General features: G+C 54.5%; 11 protein-coding genes. 10 read left to right on the top strand and 1 reads right to left on the bottom strand.

All coding sequences use genetic code 11. From position 1 onward, the window contains the following. The first annotated feature begins 160 nt into the window (after positions 1–160). Positions 161–1,570, top strand: a complete 1,410-nt coding sequence (locus tag NB063_RS03015) for a sulfatase family protein (RefSeq protein WP_250927264.1) — start codon at positions 161–163, stop codon at positions 1,568–1,570. A gap of 147 nt (positions 1,571–1,717) precedes the next feature. Here the strand turns inward: NB063_RS03015 and NB063_RS03010 are convergent, their stop codons facing one another. Continuing rightward, a complete protein-coding gene (locus NB063_RS03010) occupies positions 1,718–1,963 on the bottom strand; it encodes a hypothetical protein (protein ID WP_250927263.1) in 246 nt (81 codons plus the stop codon). Positions 1,964–2,091: 128 nt separating this feature from the next. Between NB063_RS03010 and NB063_RS03005 the strand changes: the two genes are divergently transcribed. From NB063_RS03005 to NB063_RS02965, 9 genes are all read left to right on the top strand, one after another. Continuing rightward, the gene (locus NB063_RS03005; RefSeq protein ID WP_250927262.1) at positions 2,092–3,537 is read left to right on the top strand and encodes an alpha-L-fucosidase; all 1,446 of its coding nucleotides are present in this window, start codon (positions 2,092–2,094) and stop codon (positions 3,535–3,537) included. A 140-nt stretch (positions 3,538–3,677) separates the two neighbouring features. Beyond that, positions 3,678–4,445 (top strand): histidine phosphatase family protein, encoded by a 768-nt coding sequence (locus tag NB063_RS03000; protein ID WP_250927261.1) that lies wholly within the window; start codon positions 3,678–3,680, stop codon positions 4,443–4,445. A gap of 393 nt (positions 4,446–4,838) precedes the next feature. Then, the gene (locus NB063_RS02995; protein ID WP_250927260.1) at positions 4,839–6,329 is read left to right on the top strand and encodes a sulfatase-like hydrolase/transferase; all 1,491 of its coding nucleotides are present in this window, start codon (positions 4,839–4,841) and stop codon (positions 6,327–6,329) included. A gap of 346 nt (positions 6,330–6,675) precedes the next feature. Further along, on the top strand, positions 6,676–8,250 hold the full coding sequence (locus NB063_RS02990; RefSeq protein WP_250927259.1) for an alpha-L-fucosidase: 1,575 nt from the start codon (positions 6,676–6,678) through the stop codon (positions 8,248–8,250). A 466-nt stretch (positions 8,251–8,716) separates the two neighbouring features. Further along, positions 8,717–9,931, top strand: a complete 1,215-nt coding sequence (locus tag NB063_RS02985; RefSeq protein ID WP_250927258.1) for a zinc-dependent alcohol dehydrogenase — start codon at positions 8,717–8,719, stop codon at positions 9,929–9,931. 788 nt (positions 9,932–10,719) lie between these two features. Then, on the top strand, positions 10,720–12,498 hold the full coding sequence (locus NB063_RS02980; RefSeq protein WP_250927257.1) for an arylsulfatase: 1,779 nt from the start codon (positions 10,720–10,722) through the stop codon (positions 12,496–12,498). Positions 12,499–12,718: 220 nt separating this feature from the next. Next, positions 12,719–14,200, top strand: coding sequence for a sulfatase family protein (locus tag NB063_RS02975; protein WP_250927256.1), 1,482 nt, complete (start codon positions 12,719–12,721; stop codon positions 14,198–14,200). Beyond that, complete coding sequence (locus NB063_RS02970; protein WP_250927255.1) at positions 14,200–15,255, top strand: glycoside hydrolase family protein; 1,056 nt, start codon at positions 14,200–14,202, stop codon at positions 15,253–15,255. Before NB063_RS02975 ends, NB063_RS02970 begins: the two co-directional genes overlap by 1 nt. Continuing rightward, on the top strand, positions 15,252–16,763 hold the full coding sequence (locus NB063_RS02965; RefSeq protein ID WP_250927254.1) for a sulfatase family protein: 1,512 nt from the start codon (positions 15,252–15,254) through the stop codon (positions 16,761–16,763). The genes NB063_RS02970 and NB063_RS02965 overlap by 4 nt, the downstream gene beginning before the upstream one ends. Positions 16,764–17,224 lie beyond the last annotated feature (461 nt).

Genomic DNA, 17,224 nt, shown 5'->3' with positions numbered 1-17,224 from the left:
TGTTTTGAATATGAGCAGTAACCGATCGTTCCCGAGGGGGCGATGCATGGGCTTGAGAAGAGGCGATGCGGTCAACTCCGTTACTCACCCCAAGACAGAAAGCTCGGATCACTGAACTTGTAGCCGACGCGAACCCCTTGACGAAAAGAGAGTACCAGGAATGAAACGTTGTCATCAAATACTCGCGTTGGCGGCCGCATGCATGACTCTCTTTGGGGCGAATTTGGCGTGGGCGGAGCAGCCGTCTCAAAAGCCGAACATAATTCTCCTCTTCGTTGACGACGTCGGATATGGGGATCTAGGTTGCTATGGCTCGAATCGAAAGACCCCGGAGATCGACCGTTTAGCACGTGACGGTTTTCGCTCGACCGATTGTCTTGTCGCCGCGAACGTCTGCGGGCCTTCGCGCGCCGCACTGATGACCGGACGATACCCGATGCGCTGCGGGCATCCCATTTCCAGGCACAACACTCCTAAGTACGAACAATACGGGATCGCTCCCGACGAGTTGACCATCGCGGAACTTCTCAAATCCGCCGGGTACTACAACAAAATGGTCGGCAAATGGCACCTCGGGTTTCACGTCGAAGGCTCCCATCCACTCGACGCCGGTTTCGACGAATACTTGGGGCTTCACAGCAACTACTCCGACACGGTTGCTGATGCCGACACGCTTTACCGGAACCGCGAGGTGGAAGAAGCCCATGTCGATTTCGAGAAAGTGACGAAGCTGTACACCGATGAAGTCGTCGAGTTTATCAAGGGTGATCGACGAGAGCCATTCTTCATCTACTTCTCACATCACATTGCCCATTCTCCGATTCTACCCAGCAAACCGTTCAAGAACCCAGCCGATAAAGGACGGGCGGCTGCCTACGGTGCCTTCATCGCGGAACTCGACCACAGCGTCGGACGGGTACGGGCCGCGGTAGAGGAATCGGGGATCGCGGAAAATACGTTGATCGTTCTGATGTCCGATAACGGACCGGCCCGAGACGGATCGGCAGAGCCGTTGACTGGAGGCAAGTACGTCACCATGGAAGGCGGTCATCGCGTGCCTGGAATCTTTCGTTGGCCCGGTAAAATCCCGGCCGTGCAAGTCTCGGACGCTTTGATCACCAGCATGGATTTGTTGCCGCTCTTTTGTCACGTGGCAGGAGTCGCGCCGCCGAGCGACCGAACGATTGACGGAAAGAACATCATCGATCTCTTAACAGGCGAAACCGACCAAAGTCCGCACGAGTGGTTTTACTACTACAACGGTTTGAACTTACAGGCCGTCCGCAAAGGCAAGTGGAAACTTCATTTGCCCCGCACCAAAGCCGATCAGCCGTACTGGGCCAAAAAGGGAGACAGTGTTCGCAAACCCTATCTCTCGCTGAATCAACCGCTGTTGTTCAACCTCGAAAGTGACATCAGCGAAACACAGAACGTCGTTTCACAGCATCCCGAAGTGGTGACTGAATTGATGAAACAAGCCGACCGCATCCGCGCCGAGATTGGCGATGTCCATATCCAAGGTTCAGATCAGCGGCCTCACGGACTGATTAACCCCAACGAAAAGGGCTAGGCGAAAACGCCCGCGACTTCGATGAAGCAATACCTGCCTTCGGAGTCAATAAACGACCGCCGACATCGCCTTCGCCGCTCTCCCGCACACCTCCGCCGCGTCACTTTTGGGAAATAACGCATTTCGTCATCGACATGTCGCAGTTCATTACTCCGCGGCGGTTTCTGTCGACCATAATGTCGCTCTCGCCAGCCTACCCACCGGCGTAATTCCAAAATAAATGGCATAGGCGTCGACCGGACTCGCCCATGGAAGGTCCATGGGGACGAGCCGAGCGACCAAGTCATGATCCACGATGCAGTCGATGCGAACGGGTGCGAGGTACCTGACTCTGACTTCGACAAAGTCTGTTGGGTGAGGTGCTTTGTCGCGGTTCGGAATAGCTTTCCACATTTTTTTGGACCTTCGTGAAAACCATTACACGCCCCCATTTCTGACCGCAGCAATCAGCATCCGTCGGGAAGCACGAAGTATCAGAAACATTCATCAAACTCTTGGACAACCTCAAACCAGCGAACATTATGAACGCAAGAAAAACAACCCAATGCGTGCTGATCGTGTTCTTGACGCTCATGCCTGTATCGGCATTCTCGCAATCCACTGACGATTCCCACATGGAGTGGTGGCGTGACGCCCGCTTCGGCATGTTCATCCACTGGGGGCTCTATTCGATCGCCGGAGGCGAATGGGAGGGCAAGGATTACGGGAAAGAACAGGGCGGTGCCAGCGCGGAATGGTTGATGAACAGCGTCAAGATCCCGGGGCAGGAGTATCGCAGCACACTGGCACCGCAGTTCAATCCGACGGAATTTGATGCGAAAGAATGGGTGTCGATCGCCAAGGCGGCGGGAATGAAATACATGGTCATCACGTCCAAGCACCACGATGGTTTTTGCTTGTTTGATACCGACGCCACGGACTACAACGTGATGGACGCCACGCCGTTCAAACGCGACATCATCAAGGAACTCTCTGAAGAGTGCGCCAAGCAAGGTTTGAAGTTCGGCGTCTACTATTCGCAGTTCAAAGACTGGTACCATCGTTCGTTCCAAAGGAAACCAGGAACGATGAGTAACGACGAATACCTCGAGCTCGTCGAAAAAAATCTCGATGAGTTACTCTCCAACTACGGCGAGATGGCGGTCTTGTGGTTTGATGTCGGCGGCAACAACGTGATCGAAGCCGATCAGCAAGGTGCACGGGTTCGCGAGTTGCAGCCAAACGCGGTCATTTGCAGTCGCCTCTACAGCCGCCGGGTCCCAGAGAACAATCGCAAGTACGCAGACTTCGAGTCACTTCCAGATCGGATGCTTCCGAGCGAGCGGATGACGCAAGACACCGAGACGTGCATGACGATGCGTCACAATTGGGGCTACGACCGGAACGATGACCACTGGAAAAGCTCTAAAGACATCATCGAGTTTTTAGCGCTATGTGCTGCCCGAGGTGTAAACCTCTTGCTCAACGTAGGTCCCGACTCGCAGGGCAACTTGCTTCCTGAAGAGATCGAGCGTCTCAAAGAAGTTGGTCAATGGATGGATGTCAACGGTGAAGCGATCTACGCGACAAACTACTCCCCCGTGGACTTCGATTTCTGGTGGGGCGCGATGACTCTAAAGGACCAGACATTGTTTCTACACGTTCTGGAGTGGAAACCGGAAGGCATCGAGTTTAACGGCATCGTCGGCAAGCCAGCCAAAGCCTATTTCCTAGCAGATCCAAAACGTACGGCCCTGCCTATGACCTACGACGCCAACGGGCATGTCACCAAAATCGCAGTACCGGCAACCGCGCCGGACCAACGCAACACGGTGATCGCCGTGGAATATGAGACGCCGATCGTGGCCGATCAGAATGCGACGGGCACGTATCATTGGTACACTACGCGGAGCAAGCGTCACTCCAAGATCAGTAACCGTGCAAACGCGGGGAACTTTGAATTACCGAAGGCTGTGATCGGCAACTAGGACTTCCTGCCAGTGATGCGCAGTAACCAGCCCTTTTGCGATCGCTTCGGTGATCGCAAACGAGGCATCCATTCAACAAGCGTCGGTTCACGAAACCAATTACTCGCTTGGCCCCACCCACCGACATCAATGAGCGTCCAATGAGACATCCCGCGTTACTCGCAGCGTTTGCAATCATCATTCAGCTTGCGTTTTCGATCCCAGCGCATGCAGAACTCAAAATCTATTACATGCGGCACGCCGAGGGCGGGCACAATGTGAAGAAGGAGTGGGAAGAGAAAGCCATCCCCCAATCCGAATGGCCGTCCTATGTCGGCAATCCGAATGAATTCACTCCCCGTGGCAAGAAAGAGGTGATTGCCGCGACCAAGAAACTGCAAGATTACAAGTTCGACTTCATCGCTTGCAGCAGCATTTGGCGAGCCCGTAATACGATCTTGCCCTATCTCAGAGCGACGCAGCAGTCTGCCGAAGTCTGGCCTGAACTCAGAGAAGGCCCGGGCATGGTCACGATTCTCTCCGAAGACATTCCCGACCTAGAGATTGAGATAATAAACCTCGGCGACCCGATCGACGTACCCGACGATGAAAAGGGCAATTTGGTACTTCGAGAAGACTCACCCAATGATTACAAGTCGGCCCCAAAAGGTAGTGACGAGAATCTGAAGGTCGCCTACACCAAGCACGCTTCGCTGCATGCGATCAAACTCATCGAAGAGCGATTTGGCGGAACAGACAAGTCGATTTTGCTGGTCGGGCACAATAGTTCCGGGGTCTCTCTGCTCAAGCTCCTTCTCGGGAAAGAACCAGCGATTAAGAGAGGCCTCAACAGCACCGGGATGTGGATGGTCGCACAACAAGACGACGGGACTTATCACTTGAAGATCTATAACGACCAAGAGCTCTAAACGATGACCGGCCCCAGCAGGGACGAACGCCTCACCCTTGGCTCATCCGGTGTACCAAACATGCAAACAACGCCGTGGCTAATTGGACATCGCCACTTCTCACGTAGCTCGGTCTTTCCGAGACCGAGAATTGCGGGCGTTACCCGCTTTGGGAGCCCCGAGCAGACTGTGAAGTTATTAGTGTGGCCGTTCGCTCCGCGAACGAGCGTTCCCGTAAGCTTCGTTTGCGGAGCAAACGACCACATTGCTTCGCCTCTGGCGAATAGATTCACAGCCCCGGAGAGGCTCCGCTACGTGAACGTCGAAAACTCCGATACGTCTGCCAGAAAGTGGCGCTGTCCAGCTACTCCCCAATCCAATATTGAGCACGGCCCCAATTTGATGACAGCAACCATGAAAACACTTCTTCTCGTGTTCGGTCTCTTCCTCATCTCCGTTGTGACCGCCTATGCGGACAATGACAAACCGAACATCGTCTATTTGATGACCGACGACCAGCGTTGGGACACGTTCGGTTGTTACGGACGTCCTGAGTTCCAAACTGAAAACATCGACAAGCTTGCCCAAGAAGGCGTCATTTTTGATAACGCTTTTCACGCCGTTGCGATCTGCGCGCCCAGCCGCGCAACGGTCATGACCGGCCGCTACTTCGCGAGTCACCAATCCGGCTTCACCTATCCCTTTGACGTGAAATTGACTCCTGCGGATTTCGACGACACCTATCCTGCGAGACTCAAAAGAGCGGGCTACCGCACGGGCTTCATTGGAAAGTTCGGTATCTACACCGCGGGAGGCTTCAAGATGGAGAACTATTTCGACTACTACGCGGTAGGAGCAGCGAGATATCCAAAAGACGATGCCGTCCTGCAAAACATTTTTCGAGCTGACCGGGATCCCAAAGAGCGCACCATCAAGAAAGGTGACGCCATGATTCACTTCCTCGACACGCAACCGGAAGATCGACCTTTCTGCCTCTCGGTCAGTTTCGACGCGGTTAAGAACGATCGTGACAGCGACATGTATGGACCGCATGTTGAGATTTTCAAAGACAAAGTCTTCTCGGTGCCAGGAAACTGGGTCGAAGGCGATAACGAGAGTCTGCCCAAAGTCGTCAAAGAAAATGCTCGCGGCGTTCCGCTCCATCGCGGCCGCACCTCAACACCCGAGCTTTATCAGAAACTCGCGAGACGCTTTGCGACGCAAGGATACACAGTCGATCAACAGGTCGGCCGACTGATCGAAAAACTAGAAGAGATGCGTGTCTTGAATAACACGATCGTGATCTACACGAGCGACAACGGAAGATTCCATGGGTCGCATGGTCTCTACGACAAGGCTTTGCTCTACGATGAATCCGTAAAGGCTCCGTTGATCGTATTTGACGGTCGGGTCGCAAAACAGAAGCGAGGCCGCCGTGAATCGGCAATGATTTCCACCACCGATTTCGCACCAACGATCCTTTCACTCGCAAATGTGGAAATCCCTGCGAGCATGCAGGGACGTGACTTCACTGGAATTTTGAATCAAACGCAGGATATGTCGCAGTGGCGAGACACCGTCTTCATGGAAAACCTGTTCCTGCAGGCCATGTTCACTGCACGACTCAAGAAAGTGGAGCAGCTCGACAAGACAAACAACAAATTGATTGCTGAGAACAAATCGTATCGCAGCCGAGGAGTCCGGACGAAACGCTTTAAATACTTCGTTTACAACGAGCACTCGCCCGTGATTGAAGAGTTATACGACTTGGAAAACGATCCGCTGGAGAAGAACAACTTGGTCAACAATCCCGAGTACTCCGGCATCCTCGCTGAGCTTCGAAAAAAGACCGAAGAACTCTTTAATCGCTTTGCGAATGACAGTGCGGATCCGAGCGAAAGTTGAACGTTTTTCTCTCACGACAAACCGGGTACTGCGATTTCGTTATCAGCCATTCGAAGCCTGGAGAGGTTGCTAGCTATATTCAAGGTCAAGCCAGGCACCGCGTGAAGCTACCGTTCCACGGTGAGTCTTGAACCGTTTGCCAACGACACAAATTTGAAATCGATACCCCATACGTTTGAGACTGATCCCCAAAAGACGAACTGGCCGTTGGCCTGACAAAACAATTTCAATTGATGGATTGTCAAAGGCTGGAAGCCATTGCCGCCCATCGATCTAAAGATCCTACGCGGATGCCCGTGAAAGTGTCTTTTCCCATCAACCGACGAATCCAAAAATGAAAATAGCAATGAAAACCACGTTTATCGCAACCGTCATCGGAGCGTTGCTCGTGTTCACCTCGCCGAGTCAGGCTGAAGACCCCAAACCGTACGACGGCTCTTGGGAATCGCTTCAGAAGATGCCGGTACCGGCATGGTTTGACGATGGAAAGATCGGCATTTTCATTCACTGGGGGCCATACAGCGTGATCGGCTACCGCAAGGGCGGCCGCGGTTACTCAGAGCATGTGCCCAAGATGTTCTATGCCGACTCGGCTCATTACTATCCCTACATGCAGCAGCGATGGGGGGCGACGCCACCTGAGTTCGGATACAAGGACATCATCCCTGAGTTCAAAGCCGAGAACTGGGATCCAGACGCATGGGCGACTCTCTTTGAAGAAGTCGGCGCCAAATATGTCGTGATGACCGCCGAACACCACGATGGCTGGGCCAACTGGGATTCGGAATTGACCCCGTGGAATGCGGTGGACAAAGGGCCGAAACGCGACCTCGTCGGTGACTTGGGCAAAGCCCTTCGTAAGCGGGGACTTAAATATGCCCCGTCTTATCATCGTGAGCGTCACGCATCATTCTTCGCCAAAAAGCTATATGTGGTCGACGCCGAGCCCCAGACGGATATTGCCAAGGAGATCGAACGGGTCCCGGAAGCGGCGTCTCTGTATGGTCCGTTTGGAATCGACAAGGAGTTCGTGGACGACTATGTGGCTCGTTGGAAAGAGATCCAAGCCAAGTATCAGCCCGACTTTTTGTGGATCGATGATGTGCCCATCTGGACGCGTGACGGAAACAAAGTGCTTCAAGGAAAAGCAAAACCGGAAGTGCAATATTTCTACGATCAGTGCCGTCTGATGATCACGGACTTCATGAATGATGGTGCCGCACGAGGGCAAGCGGTGTACTGCAACAACAAGGGCGGCAACCGCAACTGGCCCGATGGCGTCGGTTGTCTGGAAAAAGACAACTTGAAACTCAAAGTGATCGGCCCGAAATGGCAAAGCTGCACGACATTTGGCACCTCCTTCGGTTATCTCGAAGGCGACAAATACAAGACTGTTGAAAGCGTCATCCATGAGATGATCGAAGTCATCAGCCGCAACGGTAACTTCCTGGTCAACATCGGTCCCAAAGCGGACGGCACGATCCCCGAACCTCAGGTCGAGCGTCTGCATGCGATGGGGAAATGGCTCAATGTCAACGGGGATGCCATCTATGGTTCGCGCTACTGGAAGGTAAACGAGCAAAAAGAAGCCCACCTCGCATTCACGACGAAAGGCAAGAACCTCTACGCCATCGCACTTCAGAAACCGACAAACCCGTTCACGATCAACGCCACGGCAGGTTGGGGTGCCGATCAAGTCCAATCTGTGAAACTGCTCGGCTCGAGCGACGAAGTGACCTGGACAATGACCGACGCCGGTTTGCGAATCACTCCGCCGGCTGACCTAGGTTCCGGTGAGTATGCGTGGTCATTTGAAATCGTGACCACCGAGGAACAACATCACCCCAACGCGGCTGCCACCGACGCTTCGGCGGTTTTGAAGGGGACCAAAGCGGTGGATCTCGACGGAAATGTTGATTGAAAGTCAGCGGCGGCATGTGAGTTCCGCCAGCCGCTTTTACGAACGTCCTGGCGGGGCAAAAACATGATACGCGAACACGGAGGCCATGCGACACAAGTCGCCGTCACCTCTGCGAGGCGGCGAGGGAGGCATTCACCCGGCTTCGCCCCTCCCCCTCGCGTCGCTCGCCCATCCCGGGGGGCAGGGTGGCGTCAATATTGGAAACCCGCGAGTTAGTCCAGAAAAGCAAGTCAGAATCGCCCGGCGGCGTCTTCGACGCGTCGGATAGTTATTTCTACAAGTTCGATAATGAGGATTACGCCAGTATCCTCAATGCTCAACCGCTCCGGCGCCGGAAAGTCGCAACCTCATTCGCACGATTGCGATTATGATCGAGACAAATTTTAAGGCCGATACAGGACCACCGAACGACGCCCCGACTACACATTGATGGTCCGCTGTGACCACACCACCATTGAGTCATTCCATGAATCCGAACGAACAGCAAATCGATCGCATCGTCAGTGATATCCTCCGCCAGGTGAAGTCACAGTCAGGTGACCACAGCAAACGTGGGGAGTCTACTGGCGCCAAACTGGGCCGCGCAGCGGTCATGAAGGCAGCGGGCAAGATCGAGATAAGCGAGTTCCCACTTCGCCAAATCGGTCCCGATGAGATTCTCGTCAAAGTCGAAGCCTGCGGCGTTTGTGGCACAGATATCCATTGCTACAAGTCAGATCCGTTTAACTTGGCTCCCGTGGTCCTTGGCCATGAAGGCACCGGAGAAGTGATCGAAGTCGGCCGCGACGTCAAGATGGATAGCGTCGGAAAGCCCGTCCGCGTAGGCGACAGGATTGTGACAAGCATTCTGGACACCTCCGACGCCTGCATGATCGCCAAGTACAATCCGCTCAAATCCAATCTCTGTGACGATCTGAAAGTCTACGGGCTCCTACCGGACGAACCTGACAATCACTTCAACGGATACTTCGGCGAGTACTTGATCATTCGCCCCAACTCTTCAGTCTTTGTCGTCAACGAGATGAGCGTCGACTTGCGTTGTCTGATTGAACCGGCGGCGGTCGTCTGTCACGCGCTCGAACGCGCCAAAAACTGTGGCTCGACGTTGAACTTTCGCTCGCGTGTTGTAGTCCAAGGCTGTGGCCCGATCGGACTGCTCATGATCGCCGTGCTACGAACCTACGGGATCAACAACATCATTGCGATTGACGGCAACTCCAACCGACTCGAGATGGCGAGAACGCTGGGAGCCGACGATTTGCTGAATTACAAGGACTATGCCGGCATAGATGATCTCGCGGCAAAAGTGCAAAGTTTAACCAAGGGTCTGGGGGCTCATTTCGGCTTTCAAGTCACCGGTGTCCCGACTGCTTTCTCAAACTTGTTCAAATGCATCCGCCGAGGAGGTGGCATCTGCGAAGTCGGACACTTTGTAGATGGAGGTGAATGCGCGATCAACCCGCACCACGATATCTGTCGCAAGGAAATCACGCTGATCGGCAGCTGGGTTTACAATAGCTTTGAATATCCCAACGCCTACCATTTCTTGCAGCGGGCCGAGCAGATTGGTTTGCCGGTTACTTCGTTGATCACCCACAAGTTCCCGTTGGATCAAATACAGGAAGCCTTTGAGGTGAATCTACGACAGGAAGGCGTCAAAGTGATGGTGGAAGCGAGGTGACGCTCGTAGGCGGTGAATTCATCCACGTGGCCGTTCGCTCCCGCGAACGAGCGTACCATTAGCCTTCGTTTGCAGGAGACATCGATTGTAAAACTGAAGGATTTCAAATGTAGCGGAACGGCGCGAGCCGTCCGGTAACACGGGACCGGACGGCTTGCGCCGTTCCGCTAAAAAAGGCACTAAAACAATCGACGTCCCCTGGCGAATGGAGTCACAACCTATCCGCCAGAATGAGACAACGTGTCTCTCTCACTTATGTAGGAATGATTCGACTTGAAGGAATTAAGCTCCGTTTCATCGGATGGAAAAGACGCTTCATGTTAACACGCCTTCAGGGCATGACTTTGCTCGTCAAATGTTTGTGCATCACCTGTCGTGCAGGCAAGGAACACCCAAATCCCGTGAGAAGGTTTTCGAGGCGCCGTCAGTGATTTGTCAGCATTTAGATTTCGCGTGGCACCGGACGGCTTGCGCCGTTCCGCTAAGATTTTTGAAGGCAGGATGCGAACCCTCCGGTTTCGACAATCAGAACGTTTGAGAAAGGAAAGTATCCGTACTTGGTCAGCATTCAATTTTGGAGTGAGACCGGACGGCTCGCGCCGTTCCGCTAAGATTTATGGCGTCAGCCTTTCGCTTCCAACAAACCGAAAGATCAAGTTAAGCAAAGCGTTTGCCGCGTCGCCCGTCCCGATTTGCACTTCTGCTCTAACACTCCCGACACCAACCACTTCAGATCAACCACGTGGCGGCTTCCAGCTCGCCTCAATACAAACATGACCACTATCTCCATGAAAACTCACCTACCACAGTTCTTATCGTGTGTGTTGTGTTTGATTGCTACTGCCGTGAATGCGGCTCCCAATGACACTGCGGCAAGCAAGCCGAACGTCATCCTGGTCATGACGGACGACCAGGGTTACGGAGACCTCGGTTGCCACGGGAATCCAATCCTGAAGACACCGGAGTTAGACCAGCTGTACTCCGAATCGATCCGCTTCACCGACTTCCATGTCAGTCCGTTTTGCACGCCGACGCGGGCGTCGCTGATGACAGGAAACCATTCGGGATACACGGGGGCCTATCGCACCAGTTCGGGGCGGACGATGCTGCACCCGGACGAAAAAACAATGGGGCATCTTTTTGCGGAAGCTGGCTATGCCACCGGCATGGTCGGCAAGTGGCATTTGGGCGACAACGCGCCGCACCGTCCTCAAGACCGCGGCTTCCAGGATGTTGTCTGGCACCGGTGTGGCGGAGTGGGGCAAGCGTCTGACTATTGGGGCAACGATTATTTCGACGACACCTACGAGCGAGCCTCCGTCAACAACAAGCAAGGCAGCTTCGAGAAATTTGAGGGCTACTGCACGGACGTTTGGTTCCGGGAAGGCCTTCGCTTTGTCGAACAAAACCGTGACAAACCGTTCTTCCTCTACCTTCCGCTCAATGCGCCGCACGGGCCGTATCGCGTTCCACCGCAATGGGCTGAGCCTTATCAGGGCAACAAGCAAGTTTCTAATCCGAACTTCTACGGGATGATCGCCAACATCGATCACAACATGGGGATCTTGCGCCGACGTTTGCACGAACTCGGACTGGAAGAGAATACGATCCTCATTTTCATGACCGACAACGGAACAGCGGCGGGCGCCAAATTCAAAGGCTTGGATTCGGAGGCCTTGTTGGGATACAACGCCGGAATGCGGGGTAAAAAGTCATCGGTCTACGACGGTGGCCACCGCGTGCCGTTCTTCATTCACTGGCCCAAAGGCGGGCTGACCGGCGGACGAGACATCGACACGTTGGCCGCACATATCGATGTACTGCCAACTTTGGCGGATTTGTGCGAGATTCCCGTTTTGGATGGCTACGATCCGGATGGAATCTCCCTCAAGCCATTACTGAATGGCTCTCAAGTACCATTGGAGCGTAAGCATCACGTGGTTCAGTTTCATGGCGGGGCTGGCGGAACCGCGCTGCCGGCAAAACCCTATGAGTATTCAGTGGTGTTGACTGAGCGTTGGCGTCTAGTGAACTCAGACGGCCAGACGCTGTTTGATATCGAGGCCGACCCAGCCCAGCGTCAAGATGTCTCCGCGCAGTATCCCGAAGTGGTTCAGCAGTTGCGCGACGCCTATCAGCCGTTTTGGGACAAGGTTGCCCCGCGCCTGAGTCCCGTGCGGATCGATTTGGGCAATCCGGCGCAAAACCCAACTGTTCTATGTTCACAGGATTGGTACATGCCGACTGGAAATCCTCCCTGGAATTTTGGCTCCATTGCAAGGCTTCCCAAAGTGACGGGACCGTGGATGGTCGAGGTGAAGAATGCGGGGCGATATCGGATCACGCTGCGTCAGTATCCTGAGGAAGCGAACAAGCCGGTCGTAGCGGTTCGCGCCAAGTTACAGATCGCCGGCGAGGAGGAGGAACGTGACGTGATGCCTGGAAGTGAGGGGGTAGTGTTTGACGTCAATCTACCCGCCGGACCGACCGAGCTCGTGACATGGCTCTATGACAAAAGAGGAAAGGCTGGAGGCGCGTATTTCACCGAAGTAGAATGGCTTCCATAGCCCGTTATGAGAACACCCTGAGTCAGGCAGCGACAACCCCGCCTAGGCAGTGAATTTATTCACGTGGCCGTTCGCTCCGCGAACGAGCGTGCACTTACATCTCCGTTTGCGGAGCAAACGGCCACGTTGCTTCGCCACTGGCAAATAAACACGCAGCCTCGATCGCCAACGTCGTTTGCTTGGAATATCCATCCGATTCATTGAACCGCATTAGAAACACATGACTCAAAAATACTTGAAGACCTTCCTGGTTTATGGCTTGGTGATTTTTGCCTGCAGCAGCGTGCAAGCATCCAAGCCCAACGTGGTTGTCGTCCTGTGTGACGATCTTGGCTATGGCGATGTCCATTGCCTCAACCCTGAGCGCGGCAAGATTGCCACACCACACGTGGATCGGCTCGCCAAGGAAGGGATCGTTTTCACCGATGCCCATGCCGGGTCAGCGGTCTGCACGCCGACGCGTTATGGACTGCTGACTGGGCGTTACAGCTGGCGAACCCACTTGCAACGCGGCGTGGTTCAAGGGTTCGCACCCTGCCTGATCACGGAGGATCGTCCGACCGTTGCCGATTTCCTCAAATCGCAGGGATACCACACGGGCATTGTCGGGAAATGGCACCTCAACTTCCAGTATTCCGATCCTGCGACGAAAAAACCGATTAAACGCGGCAAAGGCAAAGGTAAAGACAAAGGGCTGGCGCCGGTCGGAAGCAAGATTCCAGACGGGCCAGTCGACCGCGGGTTCGATTATTACCACGGATTTCATCATGCCGGCGACATGAAGGGCGTGATCGAAAACGACACGGTGATCAAGCATGAAGATGAGATACATATGCTTCCGCGTCTGACTCGCACAGCGGTGCAGTACATCGATCATCGGGCGGCGAACGCCCCTGGCGAACCGTTCTTTCTCTACGTGCCGTTTGGTTCGCCGCACACCCCGATCGTTCCGACCCAAGAGTGGCAAGGCAAGAGCGGACTCGGAGCGTATGCCGACTTCGTGATGCAAACAGACGCTGGCTTCGGCGAAATTCTGGACGCGCTCGACCGCAACGGCTTAAGCGATAACACGCTTGTCATCTTCAGCGCCGACAACGGTTGTTCGAAGGCGGCGGGAATTCCACAGCTGCAAGCCCAGAGGCACTATCCGAGTGCACACTTGCGTGGATCCAAGGCCGACATCTGGGACGGCGGACATCGCGTTCCATTCATCGTGCGTTGGCCAGGTCAGGTCGCGGCGGGCACGACCAGCGATCAACTCATCTGCCTGACGGATCTGTTCGCGACCTGCGCCGAACTGACCGATGCGTCGGTTCCTGCAGGATCGGCTGAAGACAGTGTTAGCTTCCTGCCAGCGTTGAAGGGAGAACCGATTGTGTCTTCACGCGCCGGTGTGATTCATCATTCGATCAGCGGGCACTTCGCCTATCGTCAGGGCAAGTGGAAACTGTCGCTGGCGAAGGGATCCGGCGGTTGGACTTCGCCTAACGAAAAGCAAATGCCCGCAGACAGCCCGGTCGCGCAGCTTTACGACATGGAGGCTGACCCCGGTGAAACGACCAACCTTTACAATTCACATCCCGAAATCGCTGCTCGTTTGCTGAAACAGCTCGAAACCGATGTCGCGCGCGGACGCAGCACCGACGGCGCAGCAACGGAAAACGACATCGACAAAATCGACCTTTGGAAAAGCGAAAAGTAATGATGATTCCCAAACTCACCTGCACCCAATTAGTCGTCCTGGTTCTGTTCGCGTTTGTCGGACAGGTTCGATCCGAGGAGTTGGAAGAGTCCTCTTTTTCCAAGTCTTTGGTGCCCGGGTCCTATGTGATCCCCGCCGAGGAAGGCAATTGGAATTGGGGGATGGCACCGATCTACGACGACGACGGCAAACTGCACGTGTTCAATTCCATCATTCCGTTGAACGGCAGTTGGGTCAAAAACAGCAAAATCGCACACTACACGGCAGACAAACCCGAGGGTCCCTACACGTTTGTAGAGGATACGTTTGCCAGCGATGAAGCTTCCTATCACAACCCTCAGATCAAAAAGGTCGGCGACACCTATGTGCTCGTCTTCTTGCTTAATAGGTTCAACGAGAACGGCTCGAAACAGGAAGTTGGCCTCGCCACGGCCAAGTCGCTGAGCGGTCCGTGGACCGAAAGCCCGCTCAATCCGGTAATCCCTGCATCGGGTGTCTTAAAAGGGGCAAACATCGTTCATGCATCCAACCCCACGTTTGTCGCGGCACCAGATGGGAAGTACCGGATCTATTACAAATCGATGACGGACAAATACTCCCGCAAAGAAGCCATCCGCGAGATATCGCTTGCAATCAGCGATCGAATCGAGGGGCCCTATGTGAACTACGAGAAAAATCCGGTGATCAGCTATGCTGACGAGAAGCTGGATATCGAAGATCCTTATGCTTTCTATTACAACGGCATGTACTACATGATCGTAGAAGACCGGCGTGGAGTCGCCGACATGCTGGCCGGCAAGACACCTCAAGGACGCCCTGGCGGGTTACGTCCTGGGCTGATCTATCAGTCCAAAGATGGGATCGACTGGGGCCGTCCAAAGATCGGCTACCAGACCAACGAAATCTACTTCGGCGACCCGCTCGCTCGCAGCGAACGACCGAGCATCTTGTGGAAAGATGGTAAACCGGAGTGTCTGTTCCTCGCCTGTCATGATGACAAACCATCTGCTGGTTACTTTTTGAGAATCACGGACTGGAACGGAGAAGACAAATGATTTCGCGGCTATCGCTGGCGACGGCGATCACGTTCGTTGCGTTTGCATCAACATGCTTTGCGGCGCGACCGAACGTTGTCTTCATCTTGGCGGACGATCTCGGCTACGGCGATGTGCGTTGTATGAATCCTGAGCGATGCAAAATCGCCACGCCGCAGATGGATCGACTCGCGGACGAGGGCATGCACTTCACCGATGCTCATACAAGCTCCTCGGTTTGCACCCCGACCCGCTATGGAATATTGACCGGACGCTATAACTGGCGTTCGCGTTTGCAAAGCGGTGTGCTATTCGGTTTCAACGAACCGCTGATCACTCCCGATCGATTAACCGTCGCCGGTTTTCTCAAGAAGCACGGCTACCACACGGCCTGCATCGGCAAATGGCATCTTGGGCTGGGGCTTCCCACCACCGATAAAAACTCCGTCCGAGGCAGAAACCCGCAGAACGTGGATTGGAAGGGACGCATCAGCGGCGGACCGGTCGATCTGGGTTTTGACTACTATCACGGCATATCCGCGTCGCTCGATATGCCTCCCTACATCTTTATCAAGAACGATCGCTTTGTCGGAGAAGCGACGGCGATCAAAGAATTCCATCCCAATCGCAAAGGACCGGCACATCCGGATCTGGAGGCGGTGGATGTTTTACCCAAAATCGGCCGGCAATCAGTTCAATACATTCAACAGCAGAGCGCGGACACCCCGTTCTTCATGTACATCGCACTGACGTCACCCCATACACCGATCGTGCCTTCGGACGAATGGAAAGGAAAGAGTGAGCTGGGCGAGTATGGTGACTTTGTGATGCACACCGACGCGGTGATCGGACAGATTGTTGCGGCGGTGGATGCGTCGGGGTTCGCTGAAAACACGCTGATCATCGTGACCAGCGACAACGGATGTTCCGCCAAGCCATCGAAGGCAGATGAGTTGGAAAAGCAAGGCCATTATCCCAGCGCCCAATTCCGTGGTTACAAATCGGATCTCTGGGATGGCGGCCATCGTGTTCCGTTCATCGTCCGTTGGCCTGCCGTGGTCGACGCTGGCAGCAAGTGCGATCAGACGATCTGCCTGACCGACTTGATGGCAACTTGTGCCGAAGCGGCCGGAGCCAAGCTGCCTGAGACGGCGGGAGAAGACAGTGTTAGCTTTCTACCCGCGCTGCGCGGCCAGCCAATCGTTTCGAGTCGGAAGGGCGTGATTCACCATTCGATCGGAGGGAAGTTTGCCTATCGCCAAGGCAAATGGAAACTCCTTCTTACAAAGGGCTCGGGGGGATGGACAAAGGAAAAGCAGTCCGACAATGCCGAGGCGCAACTCTATGACATGGAAGCCGATCCTGGAGAGCAAAACAACCTCTACAGCAGCCATCCCGAAGTGGTCGATCAGCTACTGGCGCAACTCAAATCAGACGTGAACCGCGGCCGCAGCACCGACGGGCCAGAACGATCGAACGATGTCCCGGTCAGACTCAAAAGTCCGATCGCGGGCAAAACTAGAAAGTAGTCTTTTTGAACGAATCGACCCGCCACCGCTTTGACCATGGCCTGTTAACGCCGGCCGGTCAATGCGGCAGGTCGAGTCGTTCTTGATCGTAGACGTCGTAGCGTGACCCGCCCGGCGCCGAGGTCGTCCGTTTTTCCGTCGCGGTTCGAGCCGCAGCGAACGGCAGACCATCAGAATCTCAGCCGAGGTGTCGGGGACATCAAAATAAGAATAACTGGCGGAATCCAAATCCGCCGCCAGTAAAGCGATCAGGGCAAGGGAATCCATCAACGCGATGGGTCTACGGTACAAATGGGGTCTCGGGCTCGCTGCCTCGTTGCGTTTGGGCGAATTGGCGTCTGAATCAATTAGGGGGGTAGGGGTTCGGAAGGGGCGAAGTTCTCCCAGGCAGCACCGGTTGGGGGAACAGCCCGCCATACTCCTCCAACAATGTGTCCGTTACTAGAGCATTTTGATTTTTA

Source organism: Aporhodopirellula aestuarii (assembly GCF_023701485.1).
GTDB lineage: Bacteria > Planctomycetota > Planctomycetia > Pirellulales > Pirellulaceae > Rhodopirellula > Rhodopirellula aestuarii.
The sequence above is the reverse complement of the archived record's forward strand: the minus strand, read 5'-3'. Positions and strand labels throughout refer to the sequence as shown.